Source organism: Aurantimonas marianensis (assembly GCF_024195285.1).
GTDB lineage: Bacteria > Pseudomonadota > Alphaproteobacteria > Rhizobiales > Rhizobiaceae > Aurantimonas > Aurantimonas marianensis.
In genome coordinates, this window is the sequence record NZ_JALHBS010000059.1 from 26,579 (window position 1) to 44,703 (window position 18,125).

Here is an 18,125-nt window from a genome sequence, read left to right on the forward strand (position 1 = left end):
GGAGCCTGTTGATCCGCATGCGGAGCATTCCTTCAGCCGATGGTCGCGCGGGCTTCACGGTCGCGGTTGCGATCGCCATTCTCACAACATTGTCCGGATCTGTCCTGGCCGAACCCCAGCATGCCATCGCCATGCAGGGCGAGCCGGCCCTGCCGTCGGATTTCGAGCGTCTGCCCTACGTCAATCCTGACGCCCCGCAGGGAGGCACGATGCGCTATGGCGTCTACGGGAGCTTTGACAATCTCAACCCGGTGATCGTGCGCGGCGCGCTTACCACGGCGCGGGGCATCTGGTTCGACAAGGAGTTCGGCAATCTGGTCTTCGAGCCTTTGATGCAGCGTTCGGCGGACGAACCCTTCACCATGTACGGGCTCCTTGCCGAAACCGTGGAAACCGATGCCGAGCGCAGTTTCGTGGAATTCCAGCTCAATCCGGCGGCGAAATTTTCCGATGGCGAGCCGGTCCGGCCGGAGGACGTGCTGTTCACCGTGGAGATGCTGCGCGCGCACGGCCGGCCGATGTACGCCAACTGGCTCAGGCCGGCGGTCAAGATCGAAAAGGCCGGCGCAAATGGCGTTCGCTTCACCTTCGACGAGACCGCTGACCGGGAAACCCCGCTCCTTATTTCGGGGCTCCCGGTGCTGCCCGCCCACGCCTTCGACCGCGCGACGTTCGAGCAGACCACGCTGACGCCGGTGATCGGCTCGGGCCCGTACCTGATCGACAAGGTCGAGCCCGGCCAGCGCATCACCTACAAGAAGAATCCCGACTACTGGGGCCGCGATCTGCCAATCAAGCAGGGGATCGACAACTACGACACCATCGTGATCGAGTATTTTCGCGACTCCAACGCGCAGTTCGAGGCCTTCAAGAAGGGCCTGACCTACGTCTATCCGGATGGCGACCCGAACCACTGGCGGACGGCCTACGACTTTCCGGCGGTAACGAACGGCGATGTCGTGAAGGAGACCTTCACCTCCGGTGCGCCGTCGAACATGCTGGCCTTCGTGTTCAACACGCGCCGGCCGGTCTTTCAGGATCGCGCAGTCCGGAAGGCGCTGTCGATGCTGTTCGACTTCGAATGGGCCAACCGCAACCTGTATTACGACGCCTACAAACGGACGGGCAGCTTCTTCCAGAATTCGGAGCTGTCCAGCGCCGGCAAACCCGCCTCCAAGGCCGAGAAGGCTCTGCTGGCGGACTATGCCGATCAGATTGATCCAGACGTCATGGACGGAACCTATGCGCCACCGGTCACCGACGGCAGCGGCGGCGACCGCAAGGTACTCCAGGGCGCGGCCAAGGCTTTCCAGGAAGCCGGCTACCGCTTCGAAGGGCGCTCGCTCGTCGGTCCCGACGGGAAGCCGCTGTCGTTCGAGATTCTGGTGCAATCGCCGGAGCAGGAACGGATCGGCCTCGCCTACAAGCGGACCCTCGACCGCATCGGCGTCCAGACGACGATCCGGCAGGTCGACGACGCCCAGTATCAGGCGCGCAAATCAGCTTATGACTTCGACATGATCATCGCGACCTACAGCGCCTCGCTGTCGCCAGGCGCCGAGCAGGTATATCGCTGGGGATCGATTTCGCGGGACCTGAACGGGACGTTCAATTTCGCCGGCGTCGCTGATCCGGCCCTCGACAGACTGATCAACGAGATCGTGTCGGCACGCAGCCGCGAGGCGTTCGTCGATGCGGTGCGCGCCTACGACCGGGTGCTGATTTCCGGACACTATGTCGTGCCGCTTTTCCATCTGCCGGAGCAGTGGCTAGCCCGGTGGAAGTTCATCAAGCATCCCGAAACGACGCCGCTCTATGGCTATCAGCTGCCCGCGTTCTGGAAGGCGCCCGACGCGAAGTAGCGCATCGTTGGCGGCGAGCGGTCTTTATCACTCTTCGCTGGAGGCCCCTGGGGCCGGCGGCGTCCTCTTGGTGGTATCGGTGTCCGGCGACGTTGCGGCGTCGACCGGATTATCCGCACCGACGGCGGCGTCGGTCCCGGTCTCCGACACTGTCGTCTGCGCCGGGGCGGCTGGAACCGCTACGGCCAACTGCATGGGCAAGAGCCGTCCGACCTTGTCGGACAGCCCGATGATGGTCTTGGCGAGAAGCTTGCCGACCTTTCCTTCCACCGTGCAGACCAGCGTATCGAGGTCGCCATTCGCTGTCCGCCCGCCCTTGCACGATACTGCGTCGTCGAGCCGAACCTTGTCGGGCGACAGGCCGAGATAGTCGAGAACCGCGCCATTGGTGCTCGGTTGGCACCCCATCCGGAAATCGAGACCGACGCTGGTGGGCGTCGACGAAAAACGCGTCACCCGATGGCGGCTCTGGTCCCAGCGAAGATTGGTGTCGATCGGGATGAAGGCGGGTATTGGCAGGCCGACAAGTGCCGACACCGTGCGCAGATCGAACTGGAGTGGCCGGCAAATGTCAGCGGCGTTCAACCTGTCCTCGATCGCTACCAGCGTTGCGAGATCAGCATCGACAAGTTGCTCGCCAACGCGGTTCTGGGCATGCGCGTTGGATGCGACCGCGAGGGATACACCGATCGCGGCGAGAAGGCGCTGCCTAGAGAGCGAGAGGAGATTTTTGATCATCCCTGCGCTTTCGCCCGCCCAGACGGCCAAATTGTGGGAGGGGTTTCGGGAATCCGATGCCCGTCGCCGCTCCGTCACGCCGCCTTTTTCTGCACCTCGTCGGCGAAGCGCGCCAGTTGGGTCGCCACCGTCGCCGCGCCGTTGAGCCGCTTGTCCGCCGTCGGCCAGTCGCGGATGAGGACGACCGACTGATCGGCGCGGATCTTCGCCGACGCGCCCTGCTCGGCGATGTAGCGGACGAGCGCGCCAGGGTTGGGGAAGGTCTTGTCCCGAAAGGTGATGACGATGCCCTTCGGCCCGGCGTCGAGCTTTTCGATATTGGCCTTGCGGCACAGCGACTTGATGAAGACGACCTTGAGGAGATGTTCGACCTCGGGCGGCATCGGCCCGAAGCGGTCGATGAGCTCGGCGCCGAAGGCGTCGATCTCCCGCGCGTCGGAGAGGTCCGCCAGCCGCCGGTAGAGCGTCATGCGCAACTGCAGGTCGGGCACGTACGCCTCCGGGATCATCACCGCGGTGCCCAGCGCGATCTGCGGCGACCACTGGCCGTCGCTCTCCAGCTCCTCGCCCTTCATCTCCGCCACCGCCTCCTCCAGCATCTGCTGGTAGAGTTCGAAGCCGACCTCCTTGACGTGGCCGGACTGCTCGTCGCCGAGCAGATTGCCGGCGCCGCGCTGGTCGAGATCGTGGGAGGCGAGCTGGAAGCCGGCGCCGAGCGTATCGAGCGATTGCAGGACCTTGAGCCGGCGGTCGGCGCCCTTGGTCGGTGTCTTGTTCGCCGGGATGGTGAGCAGCGCGTAGGCGCGCACCTTGGAGCGGCCGACGCGGCCGCGAAGCTGGTAGAGCTGCGACAGTCCGAACATGTCGGCCCGGTGGACGATCATCGTATTGGCCGATGGAATATCGAGACCGGATTCGACGATCGTCGTCGACAGCAGCACGTCATACTGCCCCTCGTAAAAGGCGTTCATGATGTCGTCGAGTTCACCCGCCGCCATCTGGCCGTGGGCTATCGCCACTTTCAGTTCCGGCACGTCCGAGTCGAGAAACGCTTTTACGTCGGCCAGATCGGAGACGCGCGGACACACATAGAAGCTCTGCCCGCCGCGATAGCGCTCGCGCAGCAAGGTTTCGCGCACCACCAGCGGATCGAAGGGCGACACGAAGGTGCGCACCGCCATGCGGTCGACCGGCGCGGTGGTGATCAGCGACAGTTCGCGGACGCCGGTCAGCGCCAGTTGCAGGGTGCGCGGGATCGGCGTCGCCGAGAGGGTCAGAACATGGACGTCGGACTTCAGCTCTTTCAACCGCTCCTTGTGCTTGACGCCGAAATGCTGCTCCTCATCGATGATCAGCAACCCCAGATTCTTGAAGCTGATGGCCTTGCCGAGCAGCGCGTGGGTGCCGACGACGATATCGACGGTGCCCTCGGCGACGCCCTTCTTGGTCGCCGCGAGTTCCTTCGACGTCACCAGTCGCGAAGCCTGCGACACGGTGAGCGGCAGGCCGCGGAAGCGTTCCGCGAAAGTCTTGAAGTGCTGGCGGGCCAGCAGCGTCGTCGGCACGACGACGGCGACCTGCAGGCCGTTCATCGCCGCGATGAAGGCCGAGCGCATCGCCCCCTCGGTCTTGCCGAAGCCGACGTCGCCGCAGATCAACCGGTCCATCGGTCGCCCGAGCGCCAGATCGTCGGCCACCGCGTCGATGGCGTTCATCTGGTCCTCGGTTTCCTCATAGGGGAACCTTGCAGCAAATTCGTCGGTGAGCCCTTCCGGCGGCACCAGCTTCGGCGCGCCACGCATCTGCCGCGCGGCGGCGATGCGGATCAGCCCGTCCGCCATGTCGAGCAGGCGCTTCTTCAGCTTGGCCTTGCGGGCCTGCCAGGCGCCGCCGCCGAGCTTGTCGAGCATCGCTTCGGAGCCCTCGCCGCCATAGCGCGACAACAGCTCGATGTTCTCCACCGGCAGGAACAGCCGATCCTCGCCGGCATAGCGCAGTTCCAGGCAATCATGCGGCGCGCCCGCCGCCTCGATCGTCTTCAGGCCGACGAAGCGGCCTATGCCGTGATCGACATGGACGACGATGTCGCCCTCGTCGAGACCGGAGACCTCGGCGATGAAATTCTTGGCGCGCTTCTTGCGGCCCCGCCGCACCAGCCTGTCGCCGAGAATGTCCTGTTCGCCGACGACGGCGAGATGGGGAGTCTCGAAACCTGCCTCGATACCGAGGACGGCCGTCACGACGAGGTTCTTGGGGGCTTCGTTCAGCTTCTTGAGGCTGTCGACGGGCTTCAGGCCTTCGAGGCCGTGTTCCTCGACGACCTGGCTCAGGCGCTCGCGCGAGCCCTCGCTCCAGGCCGCCAGCAGCACGCGTCTGCCGTCGGCGCGCAGCCGACCGATATGATCGACCGCCGCCTGAAAGACATTGACGTCACCGCTGGCGCGCTCCGCCGCGAAATTGCGACCCCGGCTAATGTCGAGATTGAAGACGTCGTGATTGGCGGCGTCGCTCGCGCCATAAGCCGACAGGCGGATCGGGTCGGCGACGGCGAGACCGCCCGCCAGTTCGTCGTCCGACAGATAAAGATCGTCCGGATCGACCGGATGGTAGGGAATGGCCTCCCCGCTTGCCTCGCCGGCATTGCGTCTGCGCGATTCGTAATGATCGCCGATCGTCTCGCGTCGCTCGCCAACCGCTTCGAGCGCCAGATGGTCGAGGACCATCGGAAAGCCGTGGCAATAGTCGAACAGCGTGTCGAGCTTGTCGTAGAACAGAGGCAGCCAGTGCTCCATCCCGGAGAAGCGCTTGCCCTCGCTGATCGAGCTGTAGAGCGCGTCGTTGCGCTGCGCCGCGCCGAAGCGCTTGACGTAATTGGTGCGGAAGCGGCTGACCGTCTCCTCGCGCAAGGTGATCTCGGAGACCGGCGCGAGTTCGAAGCTCTGCAATTGCCGGGTCGTGCGCTGGGTCGCGGGATCGAAGCCGCGGATCGTCTCCAGCGTATCGCCGAAGAAGTCGAGGCGCACCGGCTCCTCCTCGCCGGGCGCGAAGAGATCGAGAATGCCGCCGCGCACCGCGAACTCACCGCGCTCGCGCACCGTCGCGACCCGCTCGAAACCGCCGCGCTGCAGGGCGCGCACGATGTCTTCCATGGCGATGCGATTGCCGGCCCTCGCGGCAATCGTCTCTTCGCCGAGCACTTCGGCCGGCGGCATCTTCTGGAGCAGCGCGTTCGCCGTCGTGAGAACCAGCGCGCGGTGCGGCTCGCGTTGCAACTGCCCGAGCGCGGCCATTGCCGACAGCCGGCGCGCCGCGACTTCGCCCGAGGGCCCGACCCGGTCGTAGGGCAGGCAGTCCCAACCGGGAAGCGTCAGCACCGGAAGCTCGGGCGCGACGAATTTAAGGGCGTCTTCCAGTTCGCCGATCCGGTTGCCGTCGCGCATGACGAAGACCACCGGTTTCTTGCCGCCGCGAAGGCGTGCGATGTCGGCGAGCAGAAACGCCTCGTAGCCGTCGAGGACGTTGCCGATCTCAAGGCCCGCGCCTTTCGTCAGCGCTTTTTTCAAGGGCTCTGGCAGACTCATGGCCGAGGCTCCTCCCCCGCCCGGTGAAAGTCCCGTATCCGCCTAAATACGTCCGTGTCGAAATTCGCCGGCGTTGCCGTTTCCCCGGTCAGCCACTGAAAGAGATCGCGGTCGGGCGCTTCCATCAGCTGCTCGTAGTCGTGGAGCTCGGCGTCGGTCAGCCGGTCGATCTCGGCGTCGGCGAAACGGCCGAGCACCAGATCCATTTCGCGAATGCCCCGATGCCAGGACCGGAACAACGCCTTGCGGCGGCGGACGTCGAGATCGCTCGAGGAGCGCTGCATACCAGTCATATCGAACCTGTCGTGTGAGTGAGGCTTCTATATAGGGTGCGACCGGCCCTGTCAGCCTTGCCATCGGCGCGCATCCGACTAAACCTCGCCGACGATGCGCCCTTCGATCCTCGACCCGCTGTTTGCCCCCGTGACGACGCTGGAAGGCGTGGGACCGAAGGTCGCAACCCAGTTCCAGACGCTGCTGGTTGGAGCCGGCGAGACCGTGCGCGTCCGCGACCTCCTGTTCCACCTTCCGACCGGTGTGATCGACCGGCGCAAGCGCGCTGAGATCGCGACCGCGCCGGAGGGCGGGATCGTGACGCTGACGGTTCGCATCGACCGCCACCAGGCGCCCGGACGGGCGGCGAAATCGGCGCCCTACAAGGTGTTCGCCCAGGACGCGACCGGTGAGATCGCCCTCACCTATTTCCGCGGCCAGTCCGGCTGGTTGGAAAAGCTCCTGCCAATCGGCGAGATGATGATCGTGTCCGGTCGGGTCGAGTGGTTCAACGGCCGCCCGTCAATGGTGCATCCCGACTTCGTGGCGTCGGTCGACGAAGCCGAATCGCTATCCCTAGTCGAACCAGTCTATCCGATGACCGCCGGGCTCTCGCCGAAAATACTGCGCAAGGCGATCGCCCAGGCGGTGGAGCGCGTCCCGGCTGTGTCCGAATGGATCGATCCCTCGATCGTCGCCAAGCATGGCTTTCCGGATTTCGGAGCGGCGCTGAAGCGCCTGCACGATCCGGCGGACGAGCGCTATCTGGCGCCCGACGGCGCCGCCTTCAGCCGGCTCTCCTATGACGAGTTCCTGGCCAGCCAATTGGCCCTGGCGCTCTCGCGGCAACGCATGAAGAAGGCGCGGGGTCGCCCGCTCACCGGCTCCGGGGCGCTTGCAGCGCGGCTTCGGGCAGCGCTTCCTTTCGTTCTCACCGATGCCCAGCAAGGTGTCATCGCCGAGATCCTCGCGGACATGGCGGACGCGGACCGGATGCTGCGCCTGCTGCAGGGCGATGTCGGCGCCGGCAAGACGGTGGTTGCGCTGATGGCGATGGCGACGGCGGCCGAGGCCGGGGCGCAATCGGCGCTGCTTGCCCCGACCGAAATTCTGGCGCGCCAGCATTTCGATAGCCTCTCGAAGCTTTGCGAGGCGGCCGGGCTGAACATCACCCTGCTCACCGGCCGCGATACCGGCAAGGCGCGGGCGGCCAAGCTGGAGGCGATCGCTTCAGGCGAGGCGCAAATCGTCGTCGGCACCCACGCGCTGTTTCAGGAGAGTGTCGATTATCGCGACCGCGGCCTTGTCGTCGTCGACGAGCAGCATCGCTTCGGCGTCCACCAGCGGCTGAGCCTGACCGGCAAGGGCCGCGCGGCGGATCTTCTGGTAATGACCGCGACGCCGATCCCGCGCACCCTCGTCCTCGCCGCTTTCGGCGACATGGACGTCTCGCGGCTCGAAGGCAAACCCGCCGGGCGCAAGCCGATCACCACCGTTGCCGTGCCGATGGAGCGGCTGGACGAGATCGTCGATCGCGCCGGCCGGGCGATGGCGGCGGGCGACCGGCTCTACTGGGTCTGTCCGCTGGTCGAGGAATCGGAAAAGAGCGACCTGATGGCGGCCGAGGAGCGGTTTCGCCAGCTCAAGGGTCTGTTCGGGGACATGGTCGGGCTCGTCCATGGCCGCATGAGCGGCGAGGAGAAGGACGCCGCCATGGCCGCCTTCAAGGCCGGGCGCACCAAACTCGTCGTCGCGACGACCGTCATCGAAGTCGGAGTCGACGTGCCCGACGCCTCGATCATCGTCATCGAGCACGCCGAGCGCTTCGGCCTGTCGCAACTGCACCAGCTGCGCGGCCGGGTCGGACGCGGCGAGAAGGCCTCGTTCTGCGTGCTTTTATACCGCGCGCCGCTTGGCGAGACGGCGGCGGCCCGCATCGCGGTGATGCGCGAGACCGAAGATGGCTTCCGCATCGCCGAAGAGGACCTGAAGCTGCGCGGCGAAGGCGATCTCCTCGGCACGCAGCAGTCGGGCATGCCGTTTTTCCGCATCGCCTCGATGGAACATCACGCCCATCTGATGGAGATCGCCCGCGACGATGCACGGTTGATCCTCGCGACCGACGGCGAACTGAAATCCGAGCGCGGCGAAGCGCTGCGCACGCTGCTCTATCTGTTCGGCAAGGACGAGGCAGTGCGGCTGCTGCGCTCCGGCTAGAGCATCGGTTGTCGCTACTCGGCCGGCTCGGCCGGCCGCTCGGCCCGCTTTTCGCGCTCGGCGACCACGCGCGAGGCTTTCGCCATGCTCACCGGCTTGCCCGGGCGGACAACATCGTCCGGGGACACCAGCCCCGCCGAAATGACCAGCCTCAGCGCCGCCTCAATGCTCATATCGAGCACCCGCACGTCCTCCCGCGGCACGAAAAGCAGGTATCCCGAGGTGGGGTTGGGCGTCGGCGGCAGGAATACGGCGAGCATTTCCTCGCCCTGGTCGGAGAGCGTCGTCGCGATCTCGCCGCGCGCCGTCGTCGCCACGAAGACGAGACACCAAACGCCCTTGCGCGGATATTCCATCAAGGCGGCGGTCTTGAACGAGGAGGAGCGGTCGGCAAGGACGGTTTCGAAGATCTGCTTGAGCGCCGTATAGACGGAGCGAACCAGCGGTGTCCGGCTGAGCAGATGCTCGCTCCACCTGACTACGGTGCGGCCGATGAAATTGGCGGTCAGGAAGCCGACCACTGTGATCAGCACCAGCGCCACGATCAGGCCGAAACCCGGGACGGCGAAGGGCAGATAGGAATCGGGAAGATACTGGACCGGGATATAGGGCTTCACCCAGCCGTCGACCCAGCCCATGAACGACCAGGTGATCCACGCCGTGATCGCCAGCGGCGCACAGACGATGAACCCGGTCAGGAAATAATTGCGCAGACGAGCCATGGCCGCCAATGATCCCCGGCGCCGCCGTAGCGCGTTCGAAAGGCGTCAAGCACGCCCGGCGATTGAAACATCACGATCCGCCGCGGCAATTGCAAGATGATTTTCGCAATTGCGAAGAAGGGGGCCCGGCTATTCGACGGTGACCGACTTCGCCAGATTGCGCGGCTGATCCACATCGGTGCCCATCTGGATGGCGGTGTGATAGGCGAGCAATTGCAAGGGGATCGCATAGACGATCGGGGTCAGGATTTCCGGCATGTCGGGCAGGACGATCATCTCGGCGCCCTCGACGGCGCCGCTGGCCGCGCCCTTGGCGTCGGTGACAAGGATGATCTCGCCGCCGCGCGCCGCGACTTCCTGCATGTTGGAGACCGTCTTTTCGAAACTCCGGTCGTGGGGCGCGATGACGACGACCGGCATGGTTTCGTCGATCAGGGCGATCGGCCCATGCTTCAGTTCTCCGGCCGCGTAGCCTTCGGCGTGGATATAGCTGATTTCCTTGAGCTTCAGAGCGCCCTCGAGCGCAAGCGGGAAGGAGAAGCCACGTCCGAGGAACAGCGCATGCCGCTTCGTCGCCATGTCTCGCGAGAGCACTTCGATCCGGTCTTCCAGCCGGATCGCCTCGTTGGTCAGTCGCGGCGCCTCGGCCAGAATGCGGGTGAGTTCGAGTTCGCGCTCGGGCGAAATCACACCCCGGTCGACGCCCGCCTTGATCGCCAGCGCGGCGAGCGCCATCAACTGGCAGGTGAAGGCTTTGGTCGACGCGACACCGATCTCGGGACCGGCCAGCGTCGGCAGGACGAAATCGGATTCACGCGCGATGGTCGATTCCTGGACATTGACCACCGCGGCGGTCTGGAGACCCTCCGCCTTGGCGTAGCGGAGCGAGGCCAGCGTGTCCGCCGTCTCGCCGGACTGCGAGACGAACAGCGCCAGATCGACGTCGCCGAGCGGGCTTTCGCGGTAGCGAAATTCCGACGCTACATCAAGGTCGCAGGGAATCCGGGCATAACGTTCGAAGTAGTAACGGCCGACCAGGGCGGCATAGTAGCCGGTGCCGCAGGCCGATAGCGCCATGCGGTTGACCTTGGCGAAATCGAGCGACTGGCCGTTCGGAATCCGCGTCCGGCCGGTGGTCATGTCGACGAAAGCGCCGAGAGTGTGGGACAGCACCTCCGGTTGCTCGTAGATCTCCTTCTGCATGAAATGCCGGTGGTTGCCCTTGTCGACATAGAACGCCTTGCCGACCGCCCGCCGGATCTCGCGTGTCACGGGCCGAGCGTGCTCGTCGAAGATCTCTACCCCATCATGAGTGAGGACGACGAAATCGCCCTCCTCCAGATAACGGACCGTGTCGGTGAAGGGCGACAGCGCAATGGCGTCGGAACCAAGGAACATTTCGCCTTCGCCCTCGCCGACCGCGAGCGGGCTGCCGCGGCGGGCGCCGATGAGGATGTCCTCGTTGCCGTTGAACAGGAAACCGAGCGAGAAGGCGCCCTCCAGGCGGCCCAAAACGGCATGGACCGCGTCCTTCGGCGAAAGGCCGCGCGCGAGTTCGCGCGTCACCAGATGGGCAACCGTCTCGGTGTCGGTCTGGCTTTCGAAGGTGACGCCCTCGGCTTCGAGCTCTGCCTTCAGGTCGCGGTAATTCTCGATGATCCCGTTATGGACGACGGCGAGCGCCTTCGTCGCATGCGGATGGGCATTCGGCTCGGTCGGCGCGCCATGGGTTGCCCAGCGGGTGTGGCCGATCCCGATGCTGCCCCTCAGCGGCGCGTCCTCGAGACGCTTGGCCAGGTTGACGAGCTTGCCCTCGGCCCTGCGACGGGTGAGCACGCCGGCCTCGAGTGTCGCGATACCGGCCGAATCATAGCCCCGGTATTCCAAGCGCTTTAGTGCGTCCACGAGTCGATCCGCGACTGGTTGGCGACTGATGATGCCGATGATTCCGCACATGGGATGGTCCTTGAATGTGTCGCTCGAACGAAACGGCGGGACGACGATATGGACGAGGTTCTAGCGCCCGCGCCCTTTTGCCGGGATTCACGTTTCGTGTCGCGAGATTACGCCGGGTCGGGACGCTTGGCGGCGGACTTGGCCTTCGCCGCCGCATTGCGTTCGGTGATCTGACGGCCGCGATCGGGCTTGGTCACCTGTCGCCCCCGCGCGATGGCGAGTGCCCCGTCCGGTACATCCTCCGTCACCACGCTGCCGGTCCCGATATAGGCGCCGTGTCCGATCCGCACCGGCGCCACGAGTGCCGAATTCGATCCGATGAAGGCGCCGTCGCCGATCTCGGTGACGTGCTTCAGCGCGCCGTCGTAATTGCAGGTGATCGTGCCCGCGCCGATATTGGCTTTGCCGCCAACGATCGAATCGCCGACATAGCTGAGATGATTGACCTTCGCGCCGGCGGCGAACTGGGCGTTCTTCACCTCGCAGAAATTGCCGACCTTGGTGTTTTCCGCGAGCCGCGTGCCGGGGCGCAAACGCGCGAACGGACCGATCGACGCTCCCTCGCCGATCGCCGCCCCCTCGATATGGGAGAAGGCGTGGATGACGGCGCCGGCGGCCACCGTAACGCCCGGACCGAATACGACATTCGGTTCCACGAACGCGTCGGCGGCGATCTGCGTGTCATGGGCAAAGAACACGCTCGCCGGGTCCATGAGCGTAACACCGTCGAGCATCGCCTTCCGACGCCGCGCGGATTGCCAGAGTGCTTCGACCGCGGCGAGTTCCAGTCGCGAGTTGACGCCGAGCACCTCGTCGGCATCGGCTTCGATAGCCTTGACGCTGCGACCGGCGCGGCGGGCGATCTCGACCAGATCGGTCAGGTAATATTCGCCCTTGGCGTTGTCATTGCCGATCGCGTCGAGCATGTCGAGGGCGCGTGCGCCGGCGAACGCCATGACGCCGGCGTTGCAGAAGTCGACGGCGCGTTCGGCCTCGCTGGCGTCCTTTTCCTCGCGGATCGCGATAAGCTCGCTGTCCGCTTCGATCAGCCGGCCGTAGCCGGTCGGGTTGGTGGGACGAAAGCCGACAACGCAGATTTCGGCACCGTCCGCCAGCGCGGCCCGGGCCCGTGCCAAGGTTTGCGGCCGAATCAGCGGCGTGTCGCCGAACAGCACGAGGACGTCGTCGCAACCTTCGGCAAGCCCGGCGCGCGCGGCCAGCACGGCGTGTGCCGTGCCCAGCCGCTCGGTCTGCGGATAGGTCGCGACGTCGGCGATATCCTGGCGGACGGCCGCCTCGACGGCCTCGCCGTCACGCCCGACCACGACCCCGACGCGGTCCGAGCCGGCATCTCGCGCCGCACGCGCGACGTGCCGGATCATCTCCAGGCCGGCGACCGCGTGCAGCACCTTGGATTTGGACGATTTCATCCGGGTGCCCTCGCCGGCAGCCAGGATGATCGACAGGCAGCTTCTCGCCATCGGCAACTCGCAAAAATCACATCAAGACGGCGAGGCCTTAGCACAGGCTGAATCAAAAGGGAGGTGCTGGCCTCGATCAACCGATGGTCTGAAGCACCGGGAAATTCTCCAGCAGCCAGAACGACATCGCCTGCATGCTGCCGGTGAGGAACAGGACACCGGTGACGACAAGCAGTCCGCCCATCGCCTTTTCCACCGTTGCGAGATGCGCCTTGAAGCCGTTCATCCAGCGGAAGAAGGCGCCGGAGAAGGTCGCCGCGAGGATGAACGGAACGCCGAGGCCGGCGGAGTAGAAGCTGAGCATCAGAGCTCCCTCCCCGACCGTGCCCTTGGCCCCGGCCAACCCTAGAATTGCCCCGAGCACCGGCCCGATGCAGGGCGTCCAGCCAAAGGCGAAGGCGAGCCCCATCAGATAGGCGCCGACCACGCTGCGCGGTTTGTCGGGGGCGGTCAGCCGGGCTTCCTTCGACAGAAAGGACAGGCGGAATACGCCAAGGAAATTCAAACCCATGATGATGATCGCGACGCCGGCGACGATGCCGAGCCAATCGAGATTTTGCCGAAGAACCTGTCCGATCGTGCTGGCGCCGGCGCCGAGCGCCACGAACACGGTCGAAAAGCCGAGCACGAAGACGAGCGAGGTCGCGATCAGCCGCGTATAGCGGGTCGAGCCGAGCTGCGGCCCGGCGCGCAATTCGTCGGCCGAAACGCCCGCCATGTAGCACAGATAGGGCGGCACCAGCGGCAGGACGCAGGGCGACAGGAACGAAAGCGCTCCCGCAAAGACGGCTGTCGGGTAGGAAAGTTCGGCGAGCAAGGATGCCTCGGTTCTATCGCATTGATCCGATTCGCGGGTCGCTCCGCACCGACCGGCGTCACCGCGCGCGAAACAGCCGGTTGGGGGCGACGATCTGAGACGCGGACCGTCGGCCGGGTCTTAATGGCCCGAACGTCGCGCGGCAAATCGCAAATCCGTCACCGTGAGCGGCGATTTCCGGTTGACCGGCATATGCCGCCTTTCTATGTTCCGCCCGTTCCCGCCGGGTCGCTCGCGTCCCGGCGGTTCGAGCGCGTAGCTCAGTTGGTAGAGCAACGGACTTTTAATCTGTAGGTCCAGGGTTCGAGTCCCTGCGCGCTCACCAAAATCTTCAATAGATGCGATCATATAACTGTTGATGTGCTGCGGACCTTTGTCTGAAGGCCGCTCAGGGCCCGGCTGGGCCCCAGACATTCAACGCGCATGGATAAGCGGAGGTGCCTCCGCGAGGGCTCGACCACGCCCGCCGGTCACAGACTCGGCATCAACGAGGTCGACGACGACATTTGGCTCATCAGCTTCATGCGCTACGATCTGGGATGCATCGACCTGGAGCAGAACCTTGCGACCCATCGACAACCCGTTCGGCACGAGCTTGTCACCCATGTCTCAGATACGATCCATTACCCATGTCTCCGGGCTGTACCATCGGGATCTGGTCGGAGCGAGAGGATTCGAACCTCCGACCCCCTGAACCCCATTCAGGTGCGCTACCAGGCTGCGCTACGCTCCGACTGCCGACTGTCCTAGTTAATCCGGGCAATCCGCGCAACAGGCAAATGCGGTTCAGCGCACTCGTGACGGTGGGAAGCGCCATTTCCGCTTCCGATTGAACCGGCGGCACCTCCAGTGCCGACCGGATCGCCTTCGCGGTGACCTCGTCCCGCACGCCAATCGAGCGATCCACGGATACCGGGCACGGCGGCCTGTCGCGGCCGGATCCATCGCCGCTTCTGGCAATTCAGAAACGTCGGAACGCGCGGACGCCGCGATCAGTCCGGTCGACGTCACCGCACCTGATCGAGAAGCCGTTTGCATTCCAGCAACTGCAGAATCACATCGTCGAGCTCACCGGCGCTCTCGCGTGGAAGTGTTCCGCCGCGGTGGCCAGCTTCGGTGTCGGCGTCGCGATGCCGTTTCAGCAACCCGGCAAAGGGTTTGGCCGTTCCCTCCGCCGGGGCGTCCGGCTTGGCGGCCTCTTCCCGGGATTCGGGCGCAATGAGATCGATATCATCGAGATGGAGCTCGTCCTTTGCCCCCGCATTCGCCGAACTCTGCCGCCCGGCCTGAATCTGCTCGAGAGCCGCGAGGTCGCCCGAACCGATCGCAACGACGAAGCGGGCACCGTTTTCCTTCAGGATACGCTGCACGCCCTTGATCGTGAAACCCTTGACGTAGAGGAGATACTGGATGCCCTTGAGAAGCTCGACATCGTCCGGCCGATAGTAGCGCCGACCGCCGCCCCGCTTCATCGGCTTGATCTGCGGGAACCGGGTTTCCCAGAAACGCAGGACATGCTGCGGCAGGTCGAGATCGCCAGCGACCTCGCTGATCGTGCGCAAGGCGTCGACGCTCTTTTCCGTCATGGCGCTGACCAATCGAGCCTAGGGCGCCATGCGCCCATCCAGACGCATGAAGGCCGCTCTAGCCTTTGATTGAGTATCGAAATGATCCCGGAACCGGATTCCATTTTCGGTCCGATGCTCCAAACCACGTTACTCGGCGGCTTTCAGCATCTCGACACGATCCGCTCTCGGAAGCCGTTCGCCATGCGCCCCCAATATCCGGTCCTTCAGAACGTTCGAAGGCTTGAACACCGCGACCCGCCGGGGGGAGATCGGAACTTCCTCCCCCGTCTTCGGGTTGCGCCCGACGCGTTCGTTCTTCTTGCGGACCAGGAACGATCCGAAAGAAGAAATCTTGACCGATTCCCCGCTGGCGATGGTCGAGCAGATCTCCTCGAGGACCATTTCGACAAGTTGCGCCGACTCCGTCCTGGACAAACCGATCTTCCTGAAAACCGCCTCGGCGAGGTCGGCCCTGGTGAGGGTTTTGTCTCCCATTCATGTCCCCTAATTTTCTGGAAGACCATCGGACACAGATCGCTGGTCGGGGCCCTTACGTACGGCCACACTCTAGCGAAAACGTTATCTGAATCAAGGCTTGATATCTACCAGCGGATCAAGACCGCGCCCCAGGTGAAGCCGCCGCCCATGGCCTCCAGAAGCACGAGATCGCCACGCTTGATCCGACCGTCGCGGACCGCCACGTCGAGAGCGAGCGGGATCGATGCGGCGGACGTGTTGCCGTGCCGATCGACGGTCACCACCACTTTTTCCGGCGCGATACCGAGCTTTTTCGCCGAGGCGTCGATAATCCGCCGATTCGCCTGATGGGGAACGAACCAGTCGATGTCATCCGCCGTGACCGCTGCCGCCGCGAATGAGTCCTCGATCACATCGGTGATCATGCCGACCGCGTGCTTGAAAACCTCGCGGCCTTCCATGCGCAGTTTGCCGATCGTCCCGGTGGTCGAGGGGCCACCATCGACGTAAAGCTTCGACTGATGCGAGCCGTTCGAGCGCAGCCGCGAAACGATGATGCCGCCATCCTCGCCCGTCGCGGCTCCTTCGGTCGCTTCGAGCACAAGGGCTCCGGCGCCGTCGCCAAACAGAACGCAGGTCGACCGGTCCTCCCAGTCGAGAATGCGCGAAAAGGTCTCCGCACCGATGACCAGCGCCCGGCGGGCCATGCCGCTCTTGAGGTAGAGATCGGCGGTGGTCAGCGCATAGACGAAGCCGCTGCAGACAGCCTGAAGGTCGAAGGCGAAGCCGTGTGCGATGCCAAGTCGATGCTGAAGCTGAACCGCGGAGGCAGGAAACGTGTTGTTGGGGGTCGCGGTCGCCAGCACGATCAGGTCGATATCGGCGGGTTCGAGACCGGATGCCGCGATAGCTCGGCGCGCCGCCTCCTCGGCGAGGGACACGGTGGTCTCGTGCTCACCGGCGATGTGGCGTGCCACGATGCCTGTGCGCTGGCGGATCCATTCGTCGGAGGTCTCGACGATGCCTTCGAAATCCTGGTTGCGCATGACCCGTTCGGGCAAGGCCGAACCGGTCCCGCGCACGACGGATCTGATCTGGTTTGTCATTGCAGGTTGCTTTCCGGAATTTCGGCGGCTTCCTCGGAAACACGCAAATAGAAGCTCTTGAGGTCCGCCTCGATCTTTTCGCGCAGACCATTGCGTGCCATCGCGTGGGCCAGATCGATCGCCGCCGCGATCCCTTCGGCATCGGTGCCCCCGTGGCTTTTGATGACGATGCCGTTAAGGCCGAGGAACACGCCGCCATTGGCCTTGCGGGGATCCATCTTGTCGCGAAGCCGTTCGAAGGCGCTTCTGGCGAGAATGTACCCGGCCTTGGCAAGCCAGGTCTGCGACATGGCGGCGCGCAGATAGGCGCCGATCTGCTTGGCGGTTCCCTCGGCCGTCTTCAGCGCGATGTTGCCGGTAAAGCCTTCGGTTACGACGACATCCACGGTGCCCTTGCCGAGGTCGTCGCCTTCGACAAATCCGCGATAGTCGATGCCCGACAGCGGCGTCTCCTTGAGGAAACGGCCGGCCTCGCGAATCTCATCCTGGCCCTTGACCTCCTCGACGCCGATATTGAGCAAGCCCACGGTCGGGCGTTCCACGCCGAAGAGAGCCCGCGCCATGGCGCCGCCCATCATCGAGAAATCGATGAGCTGCTGCGCGTCGGCGCCGATCGTCGCGCCGACGTCGAGGACGATGCTGTCGCCGCGAAGGGTCGGCCATATGGCGGCGATCGCCGGTCGCTCGATATTGGCCATCGTGCGCAGACAGAACTTGGCCATGGCCATCAGCGCGCCAGTGTTTCCGGCCGAGACAGCGACATCGGCCTCACGCGTCTTCACCGCCTCGATCGCCCGCCACATCGAGGATTTGTACCGGCCCTGCCGGAGCGCCTGCGAGGGTTTGTCGTCCATCCGTATCGACACATCGCAGTGATGGAAAGTCGATGCGGCCGACAGCTCCGGATCCGCATCGAGATGCGGCAGGACGAGGTCGCTTTCGCCGAACAGGACGAAGCGCGTGTCGGGGTGACGCTTCAGCGCGATCGCCGCACCGGCAAGAACCACGGCCGGCCCATGATCGCCGCCCATGGCGTCGATCGAGATCGTGATGCCGGTCTTTGAATTCAAGGTCTCTCGCTTTCCTGCAGTGCACCCGGACGGCGCGGCGCGAAGATATCCGTTTGCGCGCGAACGGCAACCGTCGATTTTTTTTTCAATCCTTGTCCTCGCCGTTACGCTGAACCAGTGTTGCCAAGGTCTGGAAGGCTGACGGGGGACCGGAATCGGAATCAGGATCCGGATCGACACGATCGAAGACCGCGTCCGCCTCGCGCGGATACGGATCCAGCGCCAGCGCCAGGGCCTCCATCAGATAAGGACCGAGG

General features: G+C 64.8%; 14 protein-coding genes and 2 tRNA genes. 3 read left to right on the forward strand and 13 right to left on the reverse strand.

Going from position 1 to position 18,125, the window contains the following annotated elements; translation table 11 throughout:
- Window positions 1-17: 17 nt before the first annotated feature.
- Window positions 18-1,862: an extracellular solute-binding protein gene (locus MJ956_RS10715; RefSeq protein ID WP_253964458.1), complete on the forward strand. Its 1,845-nt coding sequence runs from the start codon at window positions 18-20 to the stop codon at window positions 1,860-1,862.
- 27 nt (window positions 1,863-1,889) lie between these two features.
- On the opposite strand, the gene MJ956_RS10720 is transcribed toward MJ956_RS10715, so the two are convergent.
- The 3 genes from MJ956_RS10720 to MJ956_RS10730 all read right to left on the reverse strand — a co-directional run bounded on the left by MJ956_RS10720 (window position 1,890) and on the right by MJ956_RS10730 (window position 6,474).
- Window positions 1,890-2,600, reverse strand: coding sequence for a hypothetical protein (locus MJ956_RS10720; protein WP_253964459.1), 711 nt, complete (start codon window positions 2,598-2,600; stop codon window positions 1,890-1,892).
- A gap of 74 nt (window positions 2,601-2,674) precedes the next feature.
- Complete coding sequence (gene mfd / locus MJ956_RS10725) at window positions 2,675-6,181, reverse strand: transcription-repair coupling factor (RefSeq protein ID WP_253964460.1); 3,507 nt, start codon at window positions 6,179-6,181, stop codon at window positions 2,675-2,677.
- Window positions 6,178-6,474 (reverse strand): FAD assembly factor SdhE, encoded by a 297-nt coding sequence (locus MJ956_RS10730; RefSeq protein ID WP_253964461.1) that lies wholly within the window; start codon window positions 6,472-6,474, stop codon window positions 6,178-6,180. Before MJ956_RS10730 ends, mfd begins: the two co-directional genes overlap by 4 nt.
- A gap of 94 nt (window positions 6,475-6,568) precedes the next feature.
- On the opposite strand from MJ956_RS10730, the gene recG reads away from it, so the two are divergent.
- Complete coding sequence (gene recG, locus MJ956_RS10735; protein WP_253964462.1) at window positions 6,569-8,671, forward strand: ATP-dependent DNA helicase RecG; 2,103 nt, start codon at window positions 6,569-6,571, stop codon at window positions 8,669-8,671.
- Between the two features lie 14 nt (window positions 8,672-8,685).
- Here the strand turns inward: recG and MJ956_RS10740 are convergent, their stop codons facing one another.
- From MJ956_RS10740 to MJ956_RS10755, 4 genes are all read right to left on the reverse strand, one after another.
- Complete coding sequence (locus MJ956_RS10740; protein ID WP_253964463.1) at window positions 8,686-9,393, reverse strand: DUF502 domain-containing protein; 708 nt, start codon at window positions 9,391-9,393, stop codon at window positions 8,686-8,688.
- Between the two features lie 129 nt (window positions 9,394-9,522).
- Window positions 9,523-11,349 (reverse strand): glutamine--fructose-6-phosphate transaminase (isomerizing), encoded by a 1,827-nt coding sequence (glmS, locus tag MJ956_RS10745; protein WP_253964464.1) that lies wholly within the window; start codon window positions 11,347-11,349, stop codon window positions 9,523-9,525.
- Window positions 11,350-11,456: 107 nt separating this feature from the next.
- A complete protein-coding gene (gene glmU / locus MJ956_RS10750; protein WP_253964465.1) occupies window positions 11,457-12,830 on the reverse strand; it encodes a bifunctional UDP-N-acetylglucosamine diphosphorylase/glucosamine-1-phosphate N-acetyltransferase GlmU in 1,374 nt (457 codons plus the stop codon).
- Window positions 12,831-12,906: 76 nt separating this feature from the next.
- The gene (locus MJ956_RS10755) at window positions 12,907-13,647 is read right to left on the reverse strand and encodes a cytochrome c biogenesis CcdA family protein (protein ID WP_253964466.1); all 741 of its coding nucleotides are present in this window, start codon (window positions 13,645-13,647) and stop codon (window positions 12,907-12,909) included.
- Between the two features lie 249 nt (window positions 13,648-13,896).
- Here MJ956_RS10755 and MJ956_RS10760 point away from each other — a divergent pair.
- Window positions 13,897-13,972: transfer RNA gene (locus MJ956_RS10760), tRNA-Lys, on the forward strand.
- 89 nt (window positions 13,973-14,061) lie between these two features.
- Here the strand turns inward: MJ956_RS10760 and MJ956_RS10765 are convergent.
- The 6 genes from MJ956_RS10765 to plsX all read right to left on the reverse strand — a co-directional run bounded on the left by MJ956_RS10765 (window position 14,062) and on the right by plsX (window position 17,868).
- Window positions 14,062-14,253 (reverse strand): hypothetical protein, encoded by a 192-nt coding sequence (locus MJ956_RS10765; protein WP_253964467.1) that lies wholly within the window; start codon window positions 14,251-14,253, stop codon window positions 14,062-14,064.
- Between the two features lie 50 nt (window positions 14,254-14,303).
- Window positions 14,304-14,380, reverse strand: a tRNA-Pro gene (locus MJ956_RS10770).
- Window positions 14,381-14,654: 274 nt separating this feature from the next.
- Window positions 14,655-15,233 carry a MerR family transcriptional regulator gene (locus tag MJ956_RS10775; RefSeq protein ID WP_253964468.1) on the reverse strand — a complete coding sequence of 193 codons (579 nt, stop codon included), beginning with the start codon at window positions 15,231-15,233 and terminating at the stop codon, window positions 14,655-14,657.
- A 129-nt stretch (window positions 15,234-15,362) separates the two neighbouring features.
- On the reverse strand, window positions 15,363-15,710 hold the full coding sequence (locus tag MJ956_RS10780; RefSeq protein WP_253964469.1) for an integration host factor subunit alpha: 348 nt from the start codon (window positions 15,708-15,710) through the stop codon (window positions 15,363-15,365).
- 107 nt (window positions 15,711-15,817) lie between these two features.
- Window positions 15,818-16,798, reverse strand: coding sequence for a beta-ketoacyl-ACP synthase III (locus tag MJ956_RS10785; RefSeq protein WP_253964470.1), 981 nt, complete (start codon window positions 16,796-16,798; stop codon window positions 15,818-15,820).
- Window positions 16,795-17,868 (reverse strand): phosphate acyltransferase PlsX, encoded by a 1,074-nt coding sequence (gene plsX, locus MJ956_RS10790; RefSeq protein WP_256477825.1) that lies wholly within the window; start codon window positions 17,866-17,868, stop codon window positions 16,795-16,797. Before plsX ends, MJ956_RS10785 begins: the two co-directional genes overlap by 4 nt.
- Window positions 17,869-18,125 lie beyond the last annotated feature (257 nt).

Coding starts and splice junctions, on each gene's coding strand:
- MJ956_RS10715 (WP_253964458.1), top strand. CDS start 18: ATGCGGAGCATTCCTTCAGCCGATGGTCGCGCGGGCTTCACGGTCGCG.
- MJ956_RS10720 (WP_253964459.1), bottom strand. CDS start 2,600: ATGATCAAAAATCTCCTCTCGCTCTCTAGGCAGCGCCTTCTCGCCGCG.
- mfd (WP_253964460.1), bottom strand. CDS start 6,181: ATGAGTCTGCCAGAGCCCTTGAAAAAAGCGCTGACGAAAGGCGCGGGC.
- MJ956_RS10730 (WP_253964461.1), bottom strand. CDS start 6,474: ATGACTGGTATGCAGCGCTCCTCGAGCGATCTCGACGTCCGCCGCCGC.
- recG (WP_253964462.1), top strand. CDS start 6,569: ATGCGCCCTTCGATCCTCGACCCGCTGTTTGCCCCCGTGACGACGCTG.
- MJ956_RS10740 (WP_253964463.1), bottom strand. CDS start 9,393: ATGGCTCGTCTGCGCAATTATTTCCTGACCGGGTTCATCGTCTGTGCG.
- glmS (WP_253964464.1), bottom strand. CDS start 11,349: ATGTGCGGAATCATCGGCATCATCAGTCGCCAACCAGTCGCGGATCGA.
- glmU (WP_253964465.1), bottom strand. CDS start 12,830: ATGGCGAGAAGCTGCCTGTCGATCATCCTGGCTGCCGGCGAGGGCACC.
- MJ956_RS10765 (WP_253964467.1), bottom strand. CDS start 14,253: ATGGGTGACAAGCTCGTGCCGAACGGGTTGTCGATGGGTCGCAAGGTT.
- MJ956_RS10775 (WP_253964468.1), bottom strand. CDS start 15,233: ATGACGGAAAAGAGCGTCGACGCCTTGCGCACGATCAGCGAGGTCGCT.
- MJ956_RS10780 (WP_253964469.1), bottom strand. CDS start 15,710: ATGGGAGACAAAACCCTCACCAGGGCCGACCTCGCCGAGGCGGTTTTC.
- MJ956_RS10785 (WP_253964470.1), bottom strand. CDS start 16,798: ATGACAAACCAGATCAGATCCGTCGTGCGCGGGACCGGTTCGGCCTTG.